The 20,740-nt window shown below is 49.4% G+C and carries 19 protein-coding genes; all 19 read right to left on the bottom strand.

Annotated features, from left to right (window positions below):
• Positions 1-57: 57 nt before the first annotated feature.
• Positions 58-873, bottom strand: a complete 816-nt coding sequence (gene sleB, locus DVH26_RS24135; RefSeq protein ID WP_239626294.1) for a spore cortex-lytic enzyme — start codon at positions 871-873, stop codon at positions 58-60.
• Positions 874-1,049: 176 nt separating this feature from the next.
• Positions 1,050-3,590, bottom strand: coding sequence for an FtsK/SpoIIIE family DNA translocase (locus tag DVH26_RS24140; protein WP_239626296.1), 2,541 nt, complete (start codon positions 3,588-3,590; stop codon positions 1,050-1,052).
• Between the two features lie 78 nt (positions 3,591-3,668).
• On the bottom strand, positions 3,669-3,893 hold the full coding sequence (locus tag DVH26_RS24145) for a YlzJ-like family protein (RefSeq protein ID WP_239626298.1): 225 nt from the start codon (positions 3,891-3,893) through the stop codon (positions 3,669-3,671).
• Entirely contained in the window at positions 3,890-4,627 is a 738-nt protein-coding gene (locus tag DVH26_RS24150; RefSeq protein WP_239626300.1) for a ClpP family protease, read from the bottom strand. The genes DVH26_RS24145 and DVH26_RS24150 overlap by 4 nt, the downstream gene beginning before the upstream one ends.
• Positions 4,628-4,838: 211 nt before the next feature.
• On the bottom strand, positions 4,839-6,515 hold the full coding sequence (locus DVH26_RS24155) for a ribonuclease J (RefSeq protein ID WP_239626302.1): 1,677 nt from the start codon (positions 6,513-6,515) through the stop codon (positions 4,839-4,841).
• A gap of 186 nt (positions 6,516-6,701) precedes the next feature.
• The gene (gene dapA / locus DVH26_RS24160; RefSeq protein ID WP_239626304.1) at positions 6,702-7,577 is read right to left on the bottom strand and encodes a 4-hydroxy-tetrahydrodipicolinate synthase; all 876 of its coding nucleotides are present in this window, start codon (positions 7,575-7,577) and stop codon (positions 6,702-6,704) included.
• Positions 7,578-7,598: 21 nt separating this feature from the next.
• The gene (dapG, locus tag DVH26_RS24165; protein ID WP_239626306.1) at positions 7,599-8,816 is read right to left on the bottom strand and encodes an aspartate kinase; all 1,218 of its coding nucleotides are present in this window, start codon (positions 8,814-8,816) and stop codon (positions 7,599-7,601) included.
• 205 nt (positions 8,817-9,021) lie between these two features.
• Complete coding sequence (locus tag DVH26_RS24170) at positions 9,022-10,062, bottom strand: aspartate-semialdehyde dehydrogenase (protein ID WP_239626308.1); 1,041 nt, start codon at positions 10,060-10,062, stop codon at positions 9,022-9,024.
• Between the two features lie 31 nt (positions 10,063-10,093).
• Entirely contained in the window at positions 10,094-10,690 is a 597-nt protein-coding gene (locus DVH26_RS24175) for a dipicolinate synthase subunit B (protein ID WP_239626311.1), read from the bottom strand.
• Positions 10,687-11,586: a dipicolinate synthase subunit DpsA gene (gene dpsA / locus DVH26_RS24180; RefSeq protein WP_239626313.1), complete on the bottom strand. Its 900-nt coding sequence runs from the start codon at positions 11,584-11,586 to the stop codon at positions 10,687-10,689. Before dpsA ends, DVH26_RS24175 begins: the two co-directional genes overlap by 4 nt.
• A 181-nt stretch (positions 11,587-11,767) precedes the next feature.
• Positions 11,768-12,214: a dUTP diphosphatase gene (gene dut / locus DVH26_RS24185; protein ID WP_239626314.1), complete on the bottom strand. Its 447-nt coding sequence runs from the start codon at positions 12,212-12,214 to the stop codon at positions 11,768-11,770.
• On the bottom strand, positions 12,207-13,457 hold the full coding sequence (locus tag DVH26_RS24190) for a M16 family metallopeptidase (RefSeq protein WP_239626316.1): 1,251 nt from the start codon (positions 13,455-13,457) through the stop codon (positions 12,207-12,209). Before DVH26_RS24190 ends, dut begins: the two co-directional genes overlap by 8 nt.
• Positions 13,458-13,508: 51 nt before the next feature.
• Complete coding sequence (locus tag DVH26_RS24195; protein WP_239626318.1) at positions 13,509-14,558, bottom strand: polysaccharide deacetylase family protein; 1,050 nt, start codon at positions 14,556-14,558, stop codon at positions 13,509-13,511.
• Between the two features lie 184 nt (positions 14,559-14,742).
• Positions 14,743-16,845, bottom strand: a complete 2,103-nt coding sequence (gene pnp, locus DVH26_RS24200) for a polyribonucleotide nucleotidyltransferase (protein ID WP_239626321.1) — start codon at positions 16,843-16,845, stop codon at positions 14,743-14,745.
• A gap of 201 nt (positions 16,846-17,046) precedes the next feature.
• Entirely contained in the window at positions 17,047-17,316 is a 270-nt protein-coding gene (gene rpsO, locus DVH26_RS24205; protein WP_239626323.1) for a 30S ribosomal protein S15, read from the bottom strand.
• 154 nt (positions 17,317-17,470) lie between these two features.
• On the bottom strand, positions 17,471-18,418 hold the full coding sequence (locus DVH26_RS24210; protein WP_239626325.1) for a bifunctional riboflavin kinase/FAD synthetase: 948 nt from the start codon (positions 18,416-18,418) through the stop codon (positions 17,471-17,473).
• A 38-nt stretch (positions 18,419-18,456) separates the two neighbouring features.
• Positions 18,457-19,374: a tRNA pseudouridine(55) synthase TruB gene (truB, locus tag DVH26_RS24215; RefSeq protein ID WP_239635470.1), complete on the bottom strand. Its 918-nt coding sequence runs from the start codon at positions 19,372-19,374 to the stop codon at positions 18,457-18,459.
• A gap of 2 nt (positions 19,375-19,376) precedes the next feature.
• Entirely contained in the window at positions 19,377-20,384 is a 1,008-nt protein-coding gene (locus tag DVH26_RS24220; RefSeq protein WP_239626327.1) for a DHH family phosphoesterase, read from the bottom strand.
• Positions 20,381-20,737, bottom strand: a complete 357-nt coding sequence (gene rbfA, locus DVH26_RS24225) for a 30S ribosome-binding factor RbfA (protein WP_239626329.1) — start codon at positions 20,735-20,737, stop codon at positions 20,381-20,383. The genes DVH26_RS24220 and rbfA overlap by 4 nt, the downstream gene beginning before the upstream one ends.
• Positions 20,738-20,740: the final 3 nt, after the last annotated feature.

Genomic DNA, 20,740 nt, shown 5'->3' on the forward strand with positions numbered 1-20,740 from the left:
CATTATATTCCTTCAGAAACAGAAGAAGCAACCACAAAGGGTTACTTCTTCACGGCGTTACTTGCAAAATATATGCTTACCGATTTGTTTAACTTGCGGGCGGGTCCAGATCCACTTCGAAGTTGCGGTCACCGGATTAAAGTAATATAAGCATCCGCCGCTCGGATCTTGACCGTTGATTGCGTCTCTAACGGCTCGTTTGGCTGTTTCATTGGGAGTCAGCCATATTTGACCGTCGGCTACGGCTGTGAAGGCACCCGGCTGGAATATAACGCCCGTAGCCGTATTCGGGAAGCTTGGCGATTTGACGCGGTTCAAAATTACGGCGGCTACGGCGACTTGCCCGATGTAAGGCTCACCTCTGGATTCGCCATATACGGCGTTAGCCATAATATTGATGTCCTCTTCCGACAGTCCGAGGTGATTGGAAGGCGACAAGTTGTTCGCCGGAGGCTGCTCGGCTTGTCCACCGCCTCCTGCTGCAGCTCCTCCACCTGCACCTGCACCTGCACCTGCACCTGCACCTGTCGAAGGTGGAAGCTCATCCGCCGTCGGTTTATAATGCTTGGTTGCTTCCCACAGCTTCAGCTTCGATTTATCACCTGCAATGCCGTCGACCTTCAAGCCGAATTCGGACTGAAACCATTTGAGAGAACGAAGTGTATTGTAACCAAAGTCTCCGTCTACATCTCCGTAATAGAAGCCCAGCAGCTTCAGCCGGCCTTGCAGCTCGTATACGTCTTTACCGCTAGCGCCGTATTTAATATCATTTTTGCTGAAGGTTTGCGTCACCTCGAAGCGGTGCTTGAGCTGATACCCTGCGAATAAGACAAAAATCAAGCAGAACGTTATAACCACCAGACGTTTGTTCATCGATTTGTACTCACCTTTCCCACATTCATATTGGCAACCTTTTTAAAGTTATTATGAGAAAGGAAGAATGCTTCTATTCAGTCAAAAAAGGAAAGTAATGGGCGGACTCTTTTGTGTTCCGGCCAAGCTTGGAATACATAAAAAAGCACGTCGTCCACTCAAGGACGACGCGCTTATTATGATGATAATCTCGCTTGATACTGTTCTAACGAAACCAGGACCTCACGCGGCTTGCTTCCCTCGTAAGGGCCTACAATGCCCTTCGCTTCCATCGTGTCGATCAAGCGGGCTGCCCGGGTGTAACCGACCCGCATCCTTCTTTGCAGAAGGGATACGGAAGCCTGCTTAGCCTCCAAAATGATCTGGACCGCTTGATCGTACAGCTCGTCTTCGACCTGATCCTGCGCTTCGCTCTGCTCCTCGATCTGCGGCACCATATCCTCCACATAATTCGCTTGCCCTTGAGTTCTGACGAAGTTGACTACAGACTCGACTTCGCTGTCGGACAAGAACGCCCCTTGGACGCGAACCGGCTTGGACGCACCCATCGGCAAATAGAGCATGTCCCCGCGGCCCAGCAGCTTTTCGGCCCCGGCCATATCCAGAATCGTCCGCGAATCGACTTGGGAGGATACGCCGAAAGCGATACGCGAAGGAATGTTCGCCTTAATTACACCGGTAATGACGTCGACAGAAGGACGCTGCGTCGCAATAATCAAGTGAATGCCGGCTGCACGGGCCATCTGTGCCAAACGGCAGATCGCATCCTCCACATCATTGGCCGCGACCATCATCAAGTCCGCAAGCTCATCCACAATGACTACGATATACGGAAGCGGTGCGCCCGATTGAGTCTCCAGCAGCATGTTATTGTAGCCTTCCATGTTGCGGGTGCCGCTCTTGGAAAACAGCTCGTACCGTTTTTCCATTTCGAGTACGACTTTTTTCAGCGCTAACGATGCGCGGCGAGGGTCAGTAACGACAGGAGCCAACAAATGCGGAATCCCGTTATACACGTTCAATTCGACCATCTTCGGGTCAATCATGAGAAACTTCACTTCGTCCGGCTTCGCTTTGTACAGAATGCTCGTGATGATCCCGTTGATACAAACCGACTTACCCGAGCCGGTGGCTCCTGCAACGAGCATATGCGGCATGCGTGCCAGGTTGCCAACAATCGGCTGACCCGATATATCGCGGCCGAGCGTGATGGAAAGCTTGGAGCTCGACTCATGGAAAGCGTTGCTCTCCATCACTTCCCGCATCGTAACGATGGAAACCTCAGTATTCGGTACCTCGATGCCGATAGCGGATTTGCCCGGGATCGGCGCCTCCATCCGAATATCCTTGGCAGCGAGAGCCAGAGCGATATCGTCGGTCAAGCCTACGATCCGGCTGACCTTTACGCCGACGTCCGGCTGTATTTCATAGCGGGTTACCGATGGTCCCCGCACTACTTCCAGCACTTTTGCACGTACGCCAAAGCTCTCTAGTGTCGCTTCCAGCTTGCGGGCCACCGCCTTATAGTCCATCGACTCCCCGCCTTTGCCTACATTCGGCTTGGCCAACAATTGAAATGACGGCAGCTCATACGGAACCGCAAGCGGCTTGTTGTTGATATTGAAATCCTCCGGCGGCGCTTGCTCGTCGTCATCGGCTGGTGATACTTTCGCAGCCGCTGCGTTCGCGGCAGCCTTGTTCTGCTCAGGCTGCGGAGGCTGTACAGAAGTGGACTCTTGCTGAACATGCTCTTGGAAGTCACGGATAACCGGAATCAACGGATCCACATATTCTTCGTCATCGTCATATTCCGGAGGCACGTGCTTATGGACAACGACTTCCTCATTGGAATCCGAAGCATCGGAGAAAGCCTCTTCCTTTACATTTGTCGATGCAGACGGCGATTCCGTCGTCTTCGATTTCGGCTGAATCAGATCAAAGAACAAAGAAGAACGTTTCTTCGCCGGCTTCTTTTCCTTACGTTCCGGCTTAAGCGTCTCCTCGTCAAATTCGTTGTCATCGGGAATGTAAGGGACCGTAGCCGGCTTCTTCTTGACGGTAACCGCCGAAGCCTTGGCCTTGCGTTCCATCAGCTTGCGTTTGATATACTGCCCGAGCAGCGTATCGGCAAACGTACGGCGCCCTCTCAGCTTCATGATAATATCGCCGATCGACAAACGGGTAATCAAGATCGCCCCGATGACGATCATCGTATACTGGATCAGCTTCGCTCCGAGATTGGCGAACAGAAAATACAGCAAGCTGTACAAGGCAGCACCGATCATCCCTCCGCCGACCTCAATCTTCAGGATGACTCTACCTTTATCCGTAGCCGAGAGTCCATCCATCATGGTGCTCCAGGTTTGGGTCAAAATCATGCCGGATGTAAACTTTCCGCCGGGATACAATTTGTCGAACAGCGAAATGTGATTCATTAATATCACAGCCAGTATGATCAGCAGTACCCCTGCCTTGCGCGTTGTTCTCCAAACGGGCCATTCCCTTTTTACCATAACGTATAAACCTATGTAGATAAATACGAGCGGAATGACAAAATCCCATGACCCGATGAAAAACCGGAACAAATACGTTAATGCACGCGATACCGGACCTTCCTGGGTAAGGGCGATAATGGATAAAGTCAGGATGACTATCCCATAGAGCTCGTATTTCAAATTCGTTTTAATCGCTTTGCCTCTCTTCTTTGGCCTTGCCAAATCGGCTCACCCCCAAGTACAAATTATACCATACTTTGGGTGGAACCATAACAAGAAGGCAAAAATCAGACCATAGAACTATTTGATCGTCGGTTGAAACTCGATGACTCTACCCGGACTGTATTGCGGATTCATGAAGTCCTGCGGATTACAGCTGATGATACGAACAATGGATGCTTGATTCGCATTCAAGGGCTGTACCTGCATGGAAATACCGTTGACCACGATTTCCATTTGATTCGACTCCATGTTCTCGATGCCCTCCATTACGACTTCCAGCGGCATGACCGTATATTGAATCACTGTACGATCCCTCCTTGCATTTGGCGTTTCTCATCAATTCTCCGATTCAGCTCACGGATCGCGTCTCCCAATCCGCCGATGGCATTAATCAAGCCGTATTTGACCGCATCCGCGCCGATTACCGTCGTTCCGATATCTCGCGTCAGCTCTCCTGTTTTGAACATCAATTCTTTGATCTTCTCTTCCGTTACTCGGGAATGGCCGGTAATAAAGCGGATGACGCGTTCTTGCATTTTATCCAAATATTCAAAGGTTTGCGGAACGCCGATGACAAGTCCGTTCAAACGGATCGGGTGAATCGTCATGGTAGCTGTCTCCGCAATAATCGAATAGTTCGCCGAGACGGCAATCGGCACGCCGATCGAATGTCCCCCGCCCAACACTAACGTCACTGTCGGCTTGGATAAGGTAGCGATCATTTCTGCAATGGCGAGTCCGGCTTCCACATCCCCGCCTACCGTGTTTAAAATGATCAATACGCCTTCAATTTTCGGATTTTGTTCCGCTGCTACCAATTGTGGAATCAAATGCTCATACTTCGTCGTTTTGTTTTGCGGCGGGAGCACGAGATGCCCTTCCACTTGCCCGATTATCGTCATGCAAAAAATATTCGATTCTCCGGCCGGCGTGCCGGTCTGACCTAATTGCTGAATCGTGTCTACAACCGGATTCTTCTTCGCCTCATCCGTTACGGGTTGTGCAGGCGGCGCTTCTTGTTTAAAGGAATCGTTCATTAGGAAATCCCCCTATCGTTTCATCATCCCCCATAGTATGGTTAGCGCAACCGTCCCTTATCCATTAAACAGAGTCAATTATCCGGACTGACTTCTGTCTGCAAAAAAAAAGAGACCTCATGAGGACTCGCCTCATAGGATCTCTTTTTTGTGACGTGATTGCAACACCTGTATGATGAACGGTTTCAAGCGGTTGACTGGTGGTTTTTGATCATACTTCCATAATAATTGGAAGGATCATAGGTCTTCTTCTGGTTTGTTCATATAAAAATCGTCCAAGTGCATCTTTAACATGAGTTTTTAACGATGCCCATTCGTTAACATTTTCGCTCATCAAACGGTTCAGCGTACTGGTTACGATCCGGTTTGCTTCATCCAGCAAGCCTTCCGATTCTCTAACGTACACGAAACCTCTGGATATAATATCAGGCCCGGATAAAATCGCACCATCTTGTTTGCTAAGAGTAACGACGACGACCAGGATCCCATCCTGCGAAAGCAGCTTGCGATCGCGAAGTACGATGTTCCCGACGTCTCCTACTCCAAGACCGTCGATCAAAATATTACCGGCCGGAACTTTCGACCCTTTACGTGCGACACCGTCTTGAACTTCTACGGTCTCCCCGTTATCAACGATGAAAATGTCTTCTTTCGGGATGCCGACTGATTCCGCGAGTAATCCATGCTGACGAAGCATGCGATACTCACCGTGAATCGGAATAAAATATTTCGGCTTCATAATATTAAGCATCAGCTTCAGTTCTTCCTGGCTTCCGTGTCCCGATACGTGAACGCCTGTAATCGAACCTGGTCCATAAATAACATGGGCCCCAATTCTCATCAGCTCATCTACGGTTCTTCCTACATAACGCTCATTGCCCGGAATCGGCGTTGCAGCGATAATGACCGTGTCCCCAGGTAAAATATCCACCTTGCGATGTGTGGATCTTGCCATTCGAGTCAGCGCCGACATAGGCTCTCCCTGACTTCCCGTCGAGAGGATGGCAACGCGGTCCGCCGCCAGCTTATTCACTTCCTCCGGCTCGATCAGCATTCCATCCGGAATACGCAAATAGCCTAGCTCGCTTGCAATGCTGACAACGTTTACCATACTGCGCCCGATTACCGTCAGCTTTCTCCGGGTAGCTTCCGCCGCATCCACCACTTGCTGAATACGGTGAATGTTAGAAGCGAAAGTCGCTATAATAACCCGCTGCTTCGCTTTGCGGAACACTTCTTCGATCTGAACTCCAACGCTTTTCTCTGAACCCGTATATCCCGGACGTTCTGCATTCGTACTGTCGGACAGCAGCGCCAGAACTCCTTTTGCACCGATGGCAGCCATGCTGTGAAGATCTGCATACTGTTCGTTAACAGGTGTCTGATCGAACTTGAAGTCTCCGGTATGAACCACATTGCCCTCCGGTGTCTCCAGACATACCCCTACGGAGTCGGGAATACTGTGGTTCGTTTTGAAAAACGTAGCCGTTATCGTACCGAGCTTCAATTCGCTGTCAGAGTTGATCATTATCCGCTTCGTTTCACCGAGCAAATTCGCTTCCTTCAGCTTGGTTTCAATAAGCCCCAGAGTCAGCTTGGTACCGTATACAGGAACATTCAGATGCTTCAGCACATAAGGTAAACCACCGATGTGATCCTCATGTCCGTGAGTTATAATGATCCCTCTGACTTTATCCCGGTTCTCCGTCAAATAGCTGATATCCGGAATAACAATGTCGATACCCAGCATGTCCTCTTCAGGGAATTTCAACCCGCAATCCACCACTACGATATCATTGGCATATTGAATGACGTACATATTTTTCCCGATTTCGCCCACGCCGCCCAGAGCGAAAATCAAGAGTTTATCTATATTTTTCTTAGACAAAGAAATACCTCCTAATTCAAATTGACGACGAATTTTTGTATGAACGAAAAACCAAAAACCGCACCAGTCACTTGCCACCATTATACATTAAGCAAAACTGCAATTACAAGTTGGCTCTTTTACAACCTATTGTCCCCTAAAAAAATAAAACCGATGCTAAAAAACGCACCGATTTTCCAAGACTTCTCATTCAAACAAGGAAGCAATGAATCGTCCTTCTTCTTCGGTTACATTTATTAACGGTAAACGAACTCCCCCCACTTCAATGCCCTTATGGTTCAATGCGAATTTAACAGGAGCAGGGCTTGGTACACGATGCGGGCATTCAAACAATCCTTTGAATACGGGGTGAAGCTTGGCATGGAGCTGAGTTGCCTCTCGGATGTCTCCCTGCAAATAACAGTTTATCATATTCTTCATATCTTTTCCAATCACATGGCTCGCTACGCTGATAATCCCGTAGGCTCCAATGGACAAGGCAGGTAAAGTCATGCTGTCTTCGCCGCTGTATACGATAAAGCCCGGAGCCGCGTTGGCTGCAATTTGCGTAAGCTGGTCCAGGTCGGCGCAGTCTTTCGTCGCAATGATATTAGGAATATGAGACAGGCGGATAGTCGTATCCACGTTAATATTTACACCGGTTCGTCCAGGCACGTTATAAATGATGCAAGGTACGGAAACCGCTTCGGCAACCGCTTTGAAATGCTGATACAGCCCTTCTTGGGATGGACGGTTATAATATGGCGCTACAAGCAGCAGCGCGTCTACGCCAAGCTTCTCGGCTTCTTTGGACAAATGAATGGTGTGCTCGGTATCATTGCTGCCCGTACCGGCAATAATTTTGCAGCGCCCGTTGGCATGCTTCACTGCAAACTCGAACAGCTTCAGCTTTTCCTCTTCCTTAAGCGTAGGGGATTCCCCGGTCGTTCCGCAAATGACTAAGCTGTCGCTTGCTTGTTCGTCAATCAAGTAGTCCATTAATTTAGCAACCTGATCCCAATCAATTTGCAAGTTGGCGTCAAATGGGGTGACCATTGCTGTAATAAGTCTTCCGAAATCCACGAATAATTCCTCCTACATTGTTTATCTGTGTAACTCAAACTTCCTGTGCAGGGCACGGACCGCTTTGGCCATATCCATCCCTTGGACAAGCACCCAGATGGTTGTGTTCGAATCCGCCGACTGCAAAATGCTTATATCTTCTTCCGTCAATGCCTCGACAATATGCGCCATAATCCCCGGTACGCCATTCATTCCGCCGCCGATGATCGATACTTTGGCACAATTCGAGGTATGTTGCGGTTTATATCCTAATTCGGTTAATATCCTTACGGCTCTGTCCGCTTCGTGATCGAATACGGTGTAAACTACGCCTGATGGATTCACGTTGATGAAATCTACGCTGATATGGTGCTGAGCCATTGCTTTGAACACTCTGAGCTGCAGATCGTAGACCCCTTCGCCCGCGGCGACCTGGATTTGAGTGATGCTTGAGAAATTCGCTATGCCCGTAACGAACCGGTCCTGAATCCAATCCTTATCATGCGGTATAGCATCCGGATGGGTTACCAGCGTTCCCGGATCTTTGCTGAATGTAGAACGGACGCGAATCGGTATGTTCGCATTCATCGCCACTTCAACGGCACGGGGATGAATCACCTTGGCACCATGGTGAGCCATGTTGCATATTTCGGAATACGATACGATAGGCAATCGTCTTGCGTCCTCGACAATTCGAGGATCGGCCGTCAGGATGCCGTCTACATCGGTAAAAATATCGACAATTTCCGCTTTCAGCGCAGCTCCGAGAGCTGTCGCTGTCGTATCGCTGCCGCCCCGGCCTAATGTTGTAAAATCATAATTCTTCGTCTGGCCCTGGAAGCCGGCGACGATAACTACCTGCTCTTGTTCCAGCAGGTCCAGGATCCGTTGAGGCTGAATGGAAACGATTTGAGCGTTGCCGTATTCATCGTTAGTAACGATTCCGGCTTGCGCTCCCGTAAGTGCGCGGGACGAAATCCCTTTTGCGTGGAGAAGGCTGCACAAGGTGGCAGCGGAAATAAGCTCTCCACAACATAATAACATATCTCGTTCTCTTGGCGGCAAGTGATTGCCGTTATTCGCTATGAAATCCAGTAGCGTGTCTGTTGCGTAGGGCTCGCCTTTTCTTCCCATGGCCGATACGACGACAACTAGCTTGTAATTTTGCTTCAAAGCGTCTTCGATGTGTTCTAGGACGAGTGCTCTTGCTTCGACGTTGGAAAGGGACGTGCCTCCGAATTTCTGTACCAGAATTTTCATGAGAGGTCCCTCCTAAGAGTTTTTGCGTTAGCAAAAACTGCTTCGTAAGCGTATTCTGGGCTTTCATAAGAAAGCCTGTTTCGTAAGCTTTTCCCTATATGCAAACAAAAGCTAGGCTTCCTGATGGAAGCCCGCTTTTTCACCAATAGGATCGCTTGCCGAATAAGCGCAACGAGAATTATTCCTATTGGCGGTGGCTTGCACCTTACTCTTGCTCAATAGCAATATATTCTGCAATTTGCACGGCATTCCAAGCTGCGCCTTTTAAAAGATTGTCAGACACAATCCACATATTAAGACCTCGCGGGTTACTCAGATCGCGGCGAACGCGGCCTACGAACGTTTCAAGCTTGCCTGCGGCGTCCGTTGCGAGCGGGTATTGCTGCTCGGCAGGATTATCCTGCAGCACGATGCCCGGCGCGTCAGCGATCAATTGTTTGACTTCTTCGATGTCAAAATCCTGTTTCAATTCGACATAAACCGACTCGGAGTGGCCGTAAACAACCGGAATGCGTACACAAGTCGCGGTTACTTCCAGTGAGTCGTCACCCAAGATCTTTTTGGTCTCGTTGATCATTTTCATTTCTTCGTAAGTAAAACCGTTTTCCGTAAATTTGTCAATTTGTGGAATAGCGTTAAAAGCGATTTGATGTTTCACCGGCAATGAGCCGACAGGCAAAATTTGCGGTTCCATATCTTTGCCTGCCAAAATCTCCTTGGATTGGCGCAGCATCTCATCAATGGCCCGGGCGCCTGCGCCGGATACCGCTTGATAAGTAGATACGATAATACGGGAAATCCCGTACCGGTCGTACAACGGTTTTAACGCAGCAACCATTTGGATTGTGGAGCAGTTCGGGTTGGCAATAATCCCTTTATGCTCATTGATTCTATCGATATTCACTTCGGGAACAACAAGCGGAGTATCCGGATCCATCCGGAAGGCGCTCGTATTATCGATACAAACGGTTCCATGCTCGATTGCTTGGGGAATCAACTCCTGGCTGATGCTTCCGCCTGCGCTGAACAACGCGATATCAACGCCTCTGAAGCTGTCTGCCGTTGCTTCCTCCACTGTTATCTCCTGCCCTTTGAACTGCAGCTTGGTGCCAGCAGAACGAGCGGAGGACAAAAGCTTCAATTGTTGAATGGGGAAGTTGCGCTCATCCAGCAAACGGATGATCTGCTCACCTACGGCTCCTGTTGCACCGACTACGGCAACGTTGAATAGCTTCTGATTCGACATTTTATTTGTCTCTCCCCTGGGCTAGTAATCATTATTGATAATTGAACCGTTCGATAATCATCGGCTGCAGCTGTTTCCCTTCAAGGGCCGCCTCGCAGGCTTCCATAATCAGATCCATGCGCGCGACGAGAGAATTCGGCTTGGCCGTTGGCGCGTCTTGACCGAACGGAACAAAGTATATGTTCTTGGTGATTAACAGCTTGCTGATATTCATAGCATTCAATCCAAGACCGTCATTGGTGGAAATCGCCAATACAAGAGGCTTCTGGTTGCGCATTTGCGCTTTGGCCGCCATCAACACCGGACTTTCCGTCATGGCATTCGCCAGCTTGCTTGTCGTATTCCCTGTGCACGGCGCAATAACCAGCACATCCAGCAGTTTGGACGGACCTAACGGCTCCGCATCTACAATTGAAGCAATAATATCATTTCCAGTAATCTCTTTCAACTGTTTCTGCCAATTTTCAGAGGTACCGAAACGAGTATCCGTAGTAAGTATCGTATAAGAAACGATAGGAACCACCCGGGCTCCGGCATCTACAAAACGCTGAATTTGAGGCATTACCTCAGCAAATGTACAATGCGATCCCGTTAACGCAAAGCCTACGGTCTTTCCTTGCCAATTCATTCCTTATTCCTCCTCTGTCCTGCATCCTCAAGAATGATCCGGCTCAAGGTGTCGGCAATAATGCGACCGGCTGTCTTAGGTGCGACAATGCCAGGGAGTCCCGGAGCAAGCAATGCCTTGACCCCCCGCTTCTCCGCGAAACGAAAATCCGTCCCGCCGGGCTTCGAGGCCAAGTCAATGATTACTGCGCGATGTGGAATATTGGCAATAATTTGTGCTGTGACTATCATAGATGGAATTGTATTAAAAAGCAAGTCAATATTCGCCACCTGAGCATATAGATCCTGCGTATAGAAAGGGGTGAAGCCCATCTCCCAAGCTCTTGCAAAATACTCCGGTTTATTGACGCCGACTTTGACTTTCGCCCCGAGCCCCTGTAATGTTCTCGCCACCGTAATCCCTGTTCTGCCGAATCCAAGCACCATGCTGTTAGAGCCGTGAATCGTAAAATCCGTGTTTTGAATCGCCATCATAATGGCACCTTCAGCGGTCGGAATGGAGTTGTAAATAGCGACGTCATCCCGATCGAACAACTCTACAAGCTGTATGGAAAATTGAGCGCACAGCTTGCGTAAATACGGCTTCGCCATACCTGTAAACACCTTTGCATGCTTGGGCAAAGCCTTGAAATGATCCTCCGTTAACCGCAGCTCCGACGTAGAGAAAATGCTTTCCACAATGCCGTGATCGTCTGTGCCGACCGCCGGCAAAATGATGGCATCCAATGCCTCAAGGGCATCAGGTGTCAATTCGGCTTTGGTGATCCCGCTAAATTGATTTTGCAGATTGTCAAATCCGATCAAAACTATCGAAGCATCAAGCTCAGAGCATTTATTGATAACTTCAAGCTGGCGTGCATCACCACCGATGAGAGCCACTTGAATACCTGTAAGCATTCATTTCTCACCTCTTTCTAAGTCGCTTTCGATAACTCATCTTATGCGGCCGCCCATTAATGGGTTACTGCCCCCGAGTCTACGCAGGCAATAAATAATACTTAGGTTTTCCGAGTGAAATAGTCGTCTATAAAGCAGGCACAAAAAAAACACCTCCCTGGTTTCAGGAAGGTGCCGCTTCTTACTTCGTTCCGGTATGGCCGAAGCCTCCGGCGCCTCGATCGGTATCCGTCAATTCGTCGACTTCCTGCAGCTCAACGACAGGAACGATTTGGAACACCATTTGGGCAATTCTTTCATTTCGTTCTATGGTAAACGGTACGGAACCATGATTGATTAAAAGCACTTTGACTTCGCCACGGTAATCCGCATCGATCGTGCCCGGAGAGTTCAGGCAACTGATGCCGTGTTTCAAAGCCAAACCGCTGCGGGGGCGAATTTGCGCCTCCAGCTCCGCCGGCATGGACAGTGCAAAACCGGTTGGGATCAGAGTACGATCCCCTGGCTGTAAGGTAACCGGCTCGGTTACGGCTGCATATAGGTCGAAGCCGCTCGCAAGCGAGGACATTTTTTGCGGTAACGGGATGCCTTCGCTACCCGGAAGTCGTTTGATTTGTACGTTAAACAAGCTGATCCCTCCTGAAGCCTTCGAGAACGTCATCCTTTTGGCCGACCATTGCAAGTGCGAACGGAACGGACATCATGTGCTGCACCATTTCTTGGATATGCTCCAGCTCTACACTCTCGATCTTCTCAATAATTTCATCCATGCTGTAATGCTTGCCTAGCATCAGCTCGTTTTTGCCGAGACGGTTCATGCGGCTGCTTGTGCTTTCCAGACTGAGGATCAAGCTGCCTTTCATCTGCTCCTTGCCCTTCTTCAGCTCCGCTGCCGTCAAGCCTTTGTCCTTAATCTCATGCAGCAGCTCCATGGTAACGTTCAACACATCCGCGGTTTGCTTAGGAGCCGTGCCGGTATACACCGTAAACATTCCTCCGTCCTGATAAGACGTATGGTAGGAATACACGGAATACGCCATCCCGCGCTTCTCGCGGATTTCCTGGAACAACCGGGAGCTCATTCCGCCTCCGATAGCGTTGTTGAGCAGAACCATCGCGTACAAGCGATCATCCTTCGCAGACAATCCCGGGAAAGAAAGACAAATATGGTTTTGCTCCGACTTCTTCTCATGAAACATCAGTTGCCCGGCAAAGCCCGGGGCCGTCAGCGACTGCTCTATCCCGTCGTTTTGGTATTGGCCGAAATGCTTCTCGATCAGCGGCATCAAGCTGTCGTCTACGTTGCCCGCGATGGCGATAACCGTCCTGTCAACCGAATACTGCTCTTTCATATATTGACGAAGCGTATCGGAATTCATTGCGGTTAAATTCTCTTCGGTTCCGATGATGGTGTAGCCTAAGGAATGTTCCTCAAATGTCGCCTTAGCGATTAAATCATGTACCATATCGTCCGGAGTATCTTCATACATCGAAATTTCTTCGAATATGACGTTCTTCTCTTTCTCGAGCTCCGTTGGGTCAAATGCAGAGCGGAAGAACATATCGGCAAGCACTTCGACCGCTATCGGCAAATGCTCGTCAAGTACCTTGGCGTAATAACACGTATATTCCTTGGAAGTAAACGCGTTGACATTTCCTCCGATACCGTCGAATATTTCAGCAATATCCTTGGCCGAATATTTATCGGTCCCCTTGAACAGCATGTGTTCAATAAAATGGGAGATCCCGTTGTTTATTTTCGTTTCGTTACGCGATCCGGTCTTGACCCAGATCCCGAAGGATACGGAGCGGCATGTAGGGATGGGCTCCACAATGACGCGCAAGCCGTTATTTAATGTGTATTTATTCAATGAAAGGTGCCTCCTTGGAATATCTCTCTATATACCTTTATGATATTACCATTATTGCTTTGTAGACTCAACTTCCGGAACACGATTTGGCGAGATAACCTCGCTTACCGTTCCCAGATGGAGGCCCTTGCTTTTAATAACCTGAATCATCTGCTGGAGTGCTTCGCTTGAAGAAGAAGTCGGGTGCATCAGAATTAATGACCCCGGCTCCACCTTGGTTTGCACTTTACGAACGATCGTCTGCGGAGCCGGTCGTCTCCAATCCACCGTATCGAGCGTCCATAGTATCGTCTTCAGCTTCAAATCATGCGCTACTTCCACCGTCTGTTGATTAAAATCGCCCGATGGCGGAGCAAACAGTTTATTTTGAACGCCGAGCTCTTTTTGGAGAAGCTGCTCCGTTTTCGTTATTTCCAACGCAGCTTGTGAGCGGCCCAGCGTGCTCATATCTTTATGAGAGTAGGCGTGATTGGAGAGCTCGTGTCCCTTTTCTTTAATTTTCTTAGCGACGGGGATATTGTCCTTTAACCAGCTGCCGTCAAAAAAGAAGGTGGCATGTACTTTTTCTTTCTCCATTACGTCCAGCATTTTATCCAAATACTCGTTGCCCCATGCTACATTAATCATAAAAGCGACCATAGGCTTGTTCGGATTGCCCTTATAAATCGGCTGTGCGCCAAGCTGCTCCAGACCAATGGCAGGTGCCACTTCCTTCATGACGATCTTGGGCTTGCCGTTATCCTGCTGGTGCTCGGACAAAAAAAGCGACTGCTCCACATCCACTTCCAATCCGTTGTAGCCGGGAATCGCCTTCCATACACGATCGATTGTGGCATTGATGGGAGCGACGTTTCGTTTTGCCGCCTCCTGCCTTATTTGCTCCAGCAGCACCTCACGGCGATCCAGCTGAAGCTTCTTGGCTCCTTCCCATACCGCCATTGCAGCTGAAGAAATATCTGGCAGATAAGGTGTGGATGCGGCGGCTTGGACATTATGGATTTGCGCGTACTCGACAAAGGTATTTATGCTATCCGATTGCTTTAAACCAATGAACACGGTGACAAAGAGCCCCGACAACACTAACACCCGAACACGTTTCATACCCCTGCTCCTGTCGTTAGTTAGAATCGTTTGTCCCATTCATATGCGCGATCGGACAAGATTATGTCTTCCTCTCCTTATGATAAAAAACTCCAATCGAAGTTCTTCGAAGATGAGGTGGTAAAAAAACAAAAAGAGACAGACGGTCTCTGGCTCTTTGTCGTTCATGCTATTGAAATCGGTATTACGATTGTGCCGGTACTTGCGCTTGCAATACTGCTTTGCGGGACAAATTGACGCGGCCCTGCTGATCGATCTCCGTCACTTTGACCGTAATGGTATCGCCAACTGCTACCACATCCTCCACTTTTGCCACACGCTCTGTAGACAGCTGGGAAATGTGGACCAAGCCTTCCTTGCCTGGCAAAATTTCAACGAATGCACCGAACTTCTCCACTCGTTTTACTGTACCAAGGTACGTTTCGCCGACTATCACTTCTCTCACGATACCTTCAATGATAGAACGGGCTTTTTCGTTCATTTGCTCATTGGAGGAAGCAATGAATACGCGGCCATCCTGTTCGATATCGATTTTTACGCCGGTTTCTTCAATAATTTTATTGATGATCTTACCGCCTGCACCGATAACATCGCGGATTTTGTCCGGATTGATTTGCATGGTAAGGATCTTAGGCGCATAAGGGGACAATTGAGGCTTAGGCTGTTGAATACGCTCGAGCATTTTGCCCAAAATGTGCATTCTGCCTTTCTTCGCTTGCTCCAATGCTTGTGTCAAAATGGCGCGGTCGATGCCGTCAATTTTAATATCCATTTGCAGTGCTGTAACACCTGTCGCCGTACCTGCCACTTTAAAGTCCATATCGCCGAGATGATCTTCCATACCCTGGATATCAGTCAAAATGGAGAAATGCTCTCCGTCTTTGATCAGACCCATTGCTACCCCTGCAACCGGAGCTTTGATCGGTACGCCTGCATCCATCATTGCCAGCGTGCTTGCGCAAATACTTGCCTGCGAAGTAGAACCGTTGGACTCCAATACTTCGGATACAAGACGAATGGTGTAAGGGAAATCTGTTTCCGATGGAATCACCGGCTCCAATGCACGCTCACCAAGTGCGCCATGACCGATTTCACGGCGGCCCGGAGGACGAAGCGGTCTTGCTTCCCCAACGCTAAACGGCGGGAAGTTGTAATGGTGCATGAACCGTTTGGTTTCTTCCAGATCCAATCCGTCGAGAATTTGTACGTCGCCTAGTGCGCCCAAAGTACATATGCTCAACGCCTGTGTCTGACCACGAGTAAACAATCCGGAGCCGTGAGTTCTAGGCAGCAGGTTGATATCGCACTCGATCGGGCGGATTTCATCCAAGCCGCGGCCGTCCGGTCTCACTTTATCATGAGTGATCAGGCGGCGAACCTCTTCCTTCACGATGTCATACAACGTTTCCTTCACATCGCCCAGCTTCTCCGGCGCTTCCTCATATTGAACCTCGAAGTGCGCAACGGTTTCTGCGTTGATCGCATCGATCGCATCTTGTCTTGCATGCTTCTCGGCGATTTTAACAGCTTCAACCAATCTCTCTTGAGCATATGCGCGAACTTCGCTGTTGACTTCTGCATCAACACTATGTAGTTTCACGTCCATTTTCGGCTTGCCCGCTGCTTTAACCAGCTCTTCTTGAGTGGCGACAATTTTGCGGATCTCATCATGGCCGAACATGATCGCTTCGAGCATAACTTCCTCAGGCACTTCATCCGCGCCCGCTTCAACCATCATGATGGCATCCTTAGTTCCTGCCACCACCAGGTGAATATCGCTCTTCTCCGCCTGCTCTAGGGTAGGGTTAATGACGAATTGTCCGTCTACGCGGCCAACAATAACTCCGCCAACCGGCCCGTTAAATGGAACGTCGGAGATGCTAAGTGCAGCCGAAACCCCGATCATCGCAGCAATTTCCGGCGAGCATTCTTGATCCACACTCATAACAATCGCTACAACCTGTACATCGTTGCGGAAACCTTCCGGAAATAGCGGACGAATCGGACGGTCGGTCAACCGGCTTGCCAAAATCGCCTTCTCACTTGGACGGCCTTCTCTTTTAATGAATCCCCCGGGAATTTTCCCTACGGAATACAACCGTTCTTCATAATTCACGGTCAAAGGAAAGAAGTCCAGATCCTTAGGCTCAGCAGAAGCGGTCACTGTGCAAAGCACGACGGTATCCCCATAGCGTGCTGTTACAGCGGCATTAGCCTGCTTAGCCAAACGCCCGGTCTCCAGAATTAACGGACGGCCGCCTAAATCCATTTGTACTTTATTTTCCATAAAATCCTCCTAAGAAAAATTACACGCTGCTAAAATGAACTACTATCACTTCTGCATAATGCCTAGTATTTCCTTCTTTTTCGAAATAAATCTCTCATCGAATAAAGAAACATACGAAAAAGCAACCGCTTTGTCCGCTGCTCCAGCCCGAAACGGACTCGAACAGCAGACAACCGAGGTTGCTCTTTGATGTCAATCCTATTATCGACGAAGACCAAGCTTCTCGATCAGGGCGCTGTAACGGCTAACGTCTTTGTTTTTCAAATAAGCTAACAGTTTACGGCGTTGACCTACCATTTTCAACAAACCGCGACGAGAATGGTGATCCTTCTTGTGCGTTTTCAAGTGGCTAGTCAAGTTAACAATGTTCTCAGTAAGAATTGCGATTTGCACTTCAGGAGATCCTGTATCGGATTCATGAGTTTTGTGCGTTTGGATCAATTCTTGCTTACGCTCTTGTGTCAATGCCATCGTTCGTTCACCTCCGTATGTGTATATCCCCATTGGCCCAGAGAACGTCGGAGTCCTCGAATCTCCATGCCAAGGTTCCTTGCCGGGTCTTATGACCGACAACGAATATCAGTATAGCACACAAGTGCTATAAAAGTAAAATAGAGAACCGTGATTATTTTTTCGCAGCCAAAATAGATCGGGCCCGATCCGCATCCGAGCGGATTTGCGCAACCAGCTCATCCACCGAACCGAACTTGCGTTCCGGGCGGAGAAAGGAAATAAATTGCACCGATACCGCCTTGCCGTAGATTTGCTGCGAAAAGTCGAACAAATGCGCCTCCAGAGTAGGCCGCTCCAAATTGTCGACAAAAGTAGGCTTCTTACCGACGTTCATCACCGCATCATGGACTTCGCCGTCTATGGTTACTCTCACGGCGTAAACGCCTAGGACGGGAATAACGAAAGATTCAGAGAGCTCGATATTTGCGGTAGGAAAGCCGATCTTGCTGCCGCGGCCGTCTCCGGTCACGACCGTACCGGTAACGGAATAAGGGCGGTCCAGCAGCGCGGATACCTTTTCGATATGACCGTCGTTCAGATGCTCTCTCACTTGCGTGCTGCTTACTTTGATTCCGTCCTGATGGTAAGGGCGAATAATTTCAACGGTGAATCTACCCTTGGCTAGCTCGCATAGCGTATCAGGCGTCCCGGCTCCACGATATCCGAAGGTGAAATCAAATCCAACTATGACCGTGTTCACTTTCATCGGAACCAGCATTTGCTCTACGAATTCCTCAGGAGTTACTTTCATAAGATCGGAATTGAAAGCTACCAGATACATTGTGTCGACGCCCAATTGCGAGAGAACGCTCTGCTTATACTGAATCGGAGTAAGAAGCTCAGCGTACTTCTCCTGCCCCAGCACCTCTTTGGGATGAGGGTGGAAGGTCATGATCGAAGCCGGAATCCTCAGTTTCTCCGCCGTAGTAACCGCACGTTTGATGACTTCCTGATGGCCGAGATGTATACCGTCGAATTCTCCGATGGCCAGCACCTGCGGCCTCATGGCTTCGGAATGATTGCTTTCGTTGATGGGGTATGATAATTGTATCGTTTGCATCCTATACATCACCTACATTCTCTTCAGACGAAGCTGGCTTACGAAAAAACTTTTACCGGCCGCAGCTCCGATTGGGCGATGTCCCATTGAAATATGCCGATAAACCGGGAATCCGGACTATACGCAGCGTAATTGCCGTCCATGGACGCAGTTAACGGCGCCATCTCCGCGGGAGTTATATGAAGCTTCTGTCCGAGCAGCGCCTTGCGTGCCTGACTGTCGTTCAAATGCACCGCCGGCATATGAGCCATAGCCTGTTCAGCCGGAATCAGCTTCCCTGACAGAAGTCCTTCCTGCTGCAGCTGTTCGACCTGCTCCAGTGTCAGACATTGCTCCGGTCCTATGTTGCCTGTGGACGTACGAACCAGATGAGACATAACCGCAGGGTACCCGAGCGCTTTGCCGATATCGACGCAAAGAGTACGAATGTACGTCCCTTTGGAGCATTTTACCCGGAAACGGATTTCCGGATGGTCAAGCGTCAGGTTCATCTCAATAATATCGATATGATATATGGTGACCGTACGCGATTTGCGTTCGACCTCCACTCCTTGACGGGCAAGCTCGTACAGCCGTTTCCCATCCACCTTGACCGCGGAATACATGGGAGGCACCTGAAGAATATCGCCGACGAACGATTGGATTGTATCGATAACCTGCTTTTCGGTCAATCGCACGTCATCTACCTGCGCGGTTATTTGACCGCCGGCATCCTCCGTATCCGTAGCAATACCGATCTTCAGCGTAGCTTCATACTCCTTCGGAAGCTCCTGAATATATTCCACGAGCCGGGTGGCCCGTCCTATGCATAAGGGCAAAACGCCGGTAACCTGCGGATCCAGGGTACCCGTGTGGCCAATCCGTTTTATTCTCAATATGCGCCGCGCTTTGGCAACGACATCATGCGAAGTAAAGCCGGCAGGCTTCCAGATAGGTAAAATGCCTTCCAATTCCATTGTCATTCCAATGCCAGACCTACTTCCTTCACGACCCGTTCAATCGCTTCCTCCAGTGTGCCTTGGACGGCACAGCCTGCAGCACGTACATGACCGCCTCCGCCAAACGATTTGGCGACCTTGGCCACATCCGCTCTTCCGTTTGAACGAAGGCTAACTTTCACGATTCCTTCGCCTCGTTCTTTGAACAAGAGACCCACTTCAACCCCTTCAATATTTCTAGGGTAGTTGACGAGGCCGTCAAGATCTTCATTGCTTGCTCCGCTTGCTTTTACGTCATTCAAAGTCACGGAAAGCCATGCCACCCGATTCGAGTGAGCGAACGACAGAGTGGACAGGCTGGTCTTAATCAGCGAAATTTGCGGGTACGACAGCTTTTCGAGCAGCCGTTCCGCAAGCTCATGGCCCTTGACCCCTCGACTCAGCATGTCGGCAGCAATCTGCATGACCTTGGGAGTCGTATTGGCGTAACGAAACCCGCCCGTGTCGGTTAACAAGCCGGAATAAATGCATACGTTCAGCTCATGCGTAAATGGAATCTCCATATGAACACACAAGTCGTACAGCACCTCGACTGTAGCAGCGGCTTGTTCAAGCACAAGGTTACTGCTTCCGAAACGGTCATTCGTTGCATGATGGTCGATATTCAATAGTTGAACACCTTCGGCAAACAGCTTATGGACGGACCCGATACGCGAATAATCGGCGCAATCCACGCTGATTACACGAGTATACCGCTGTGTAACGGATCCGGGATCTGCTTCATAATGAACGACGGAATGCCGATCAGCCGCCATATAGATGAACTTATCGGGTATAGGCCCTTCGTTGATTAATGTGAATGTTTTGCCTAACGATTGTAGCATCCAGGCTACGGCATAAGTGGACCCGGCGGCATCCCCGTCCGGCTGAACATGGGATACCACCAGGAAATGATCGTTGGATCGTATAAATTGTGCCGCCTGCTCCAGCATCGCGGTATAGTCGTCCGATTGAACGATTACCGTCATGATGGGGCATTCTCCCCGTTAATTTGGTTCAACAGCTTCTCGATATGGCTTCCATAATCAATGGAAGCGTCGAACCTGAAGATCAGGTCGGGAATTTTACGGAGACGGATTCGTTTGCCGAGCTCCGACCGGATAAAGCCGCTGCCTCTTCCAAGCGCCTTTAACGTTTCTTCCTTTTGTTCGTCGGTACCTAGAACGCTAAGAAAAATTTTGGCCTGTGACAAATCGTTCGTCACTTCTACTCCGGTTACCGTAATAAAACCGATGCGCGGATCCTTCAGCTCGGACTGAATGATCTGGCTTAATTCCTTCTTAATTTGTTCTCCGACTCTTCCTACGCGAATACGCGCCATTCA

It is taken from the genome of Paenibacillus sp. H1-7 (assembly GCF_022354825.1).
Taxonomy (GTDB): Bacteria; Bacillota; Bacilli; order Paenibacillales; family NBRC-103111; genus Paenibacillus_S.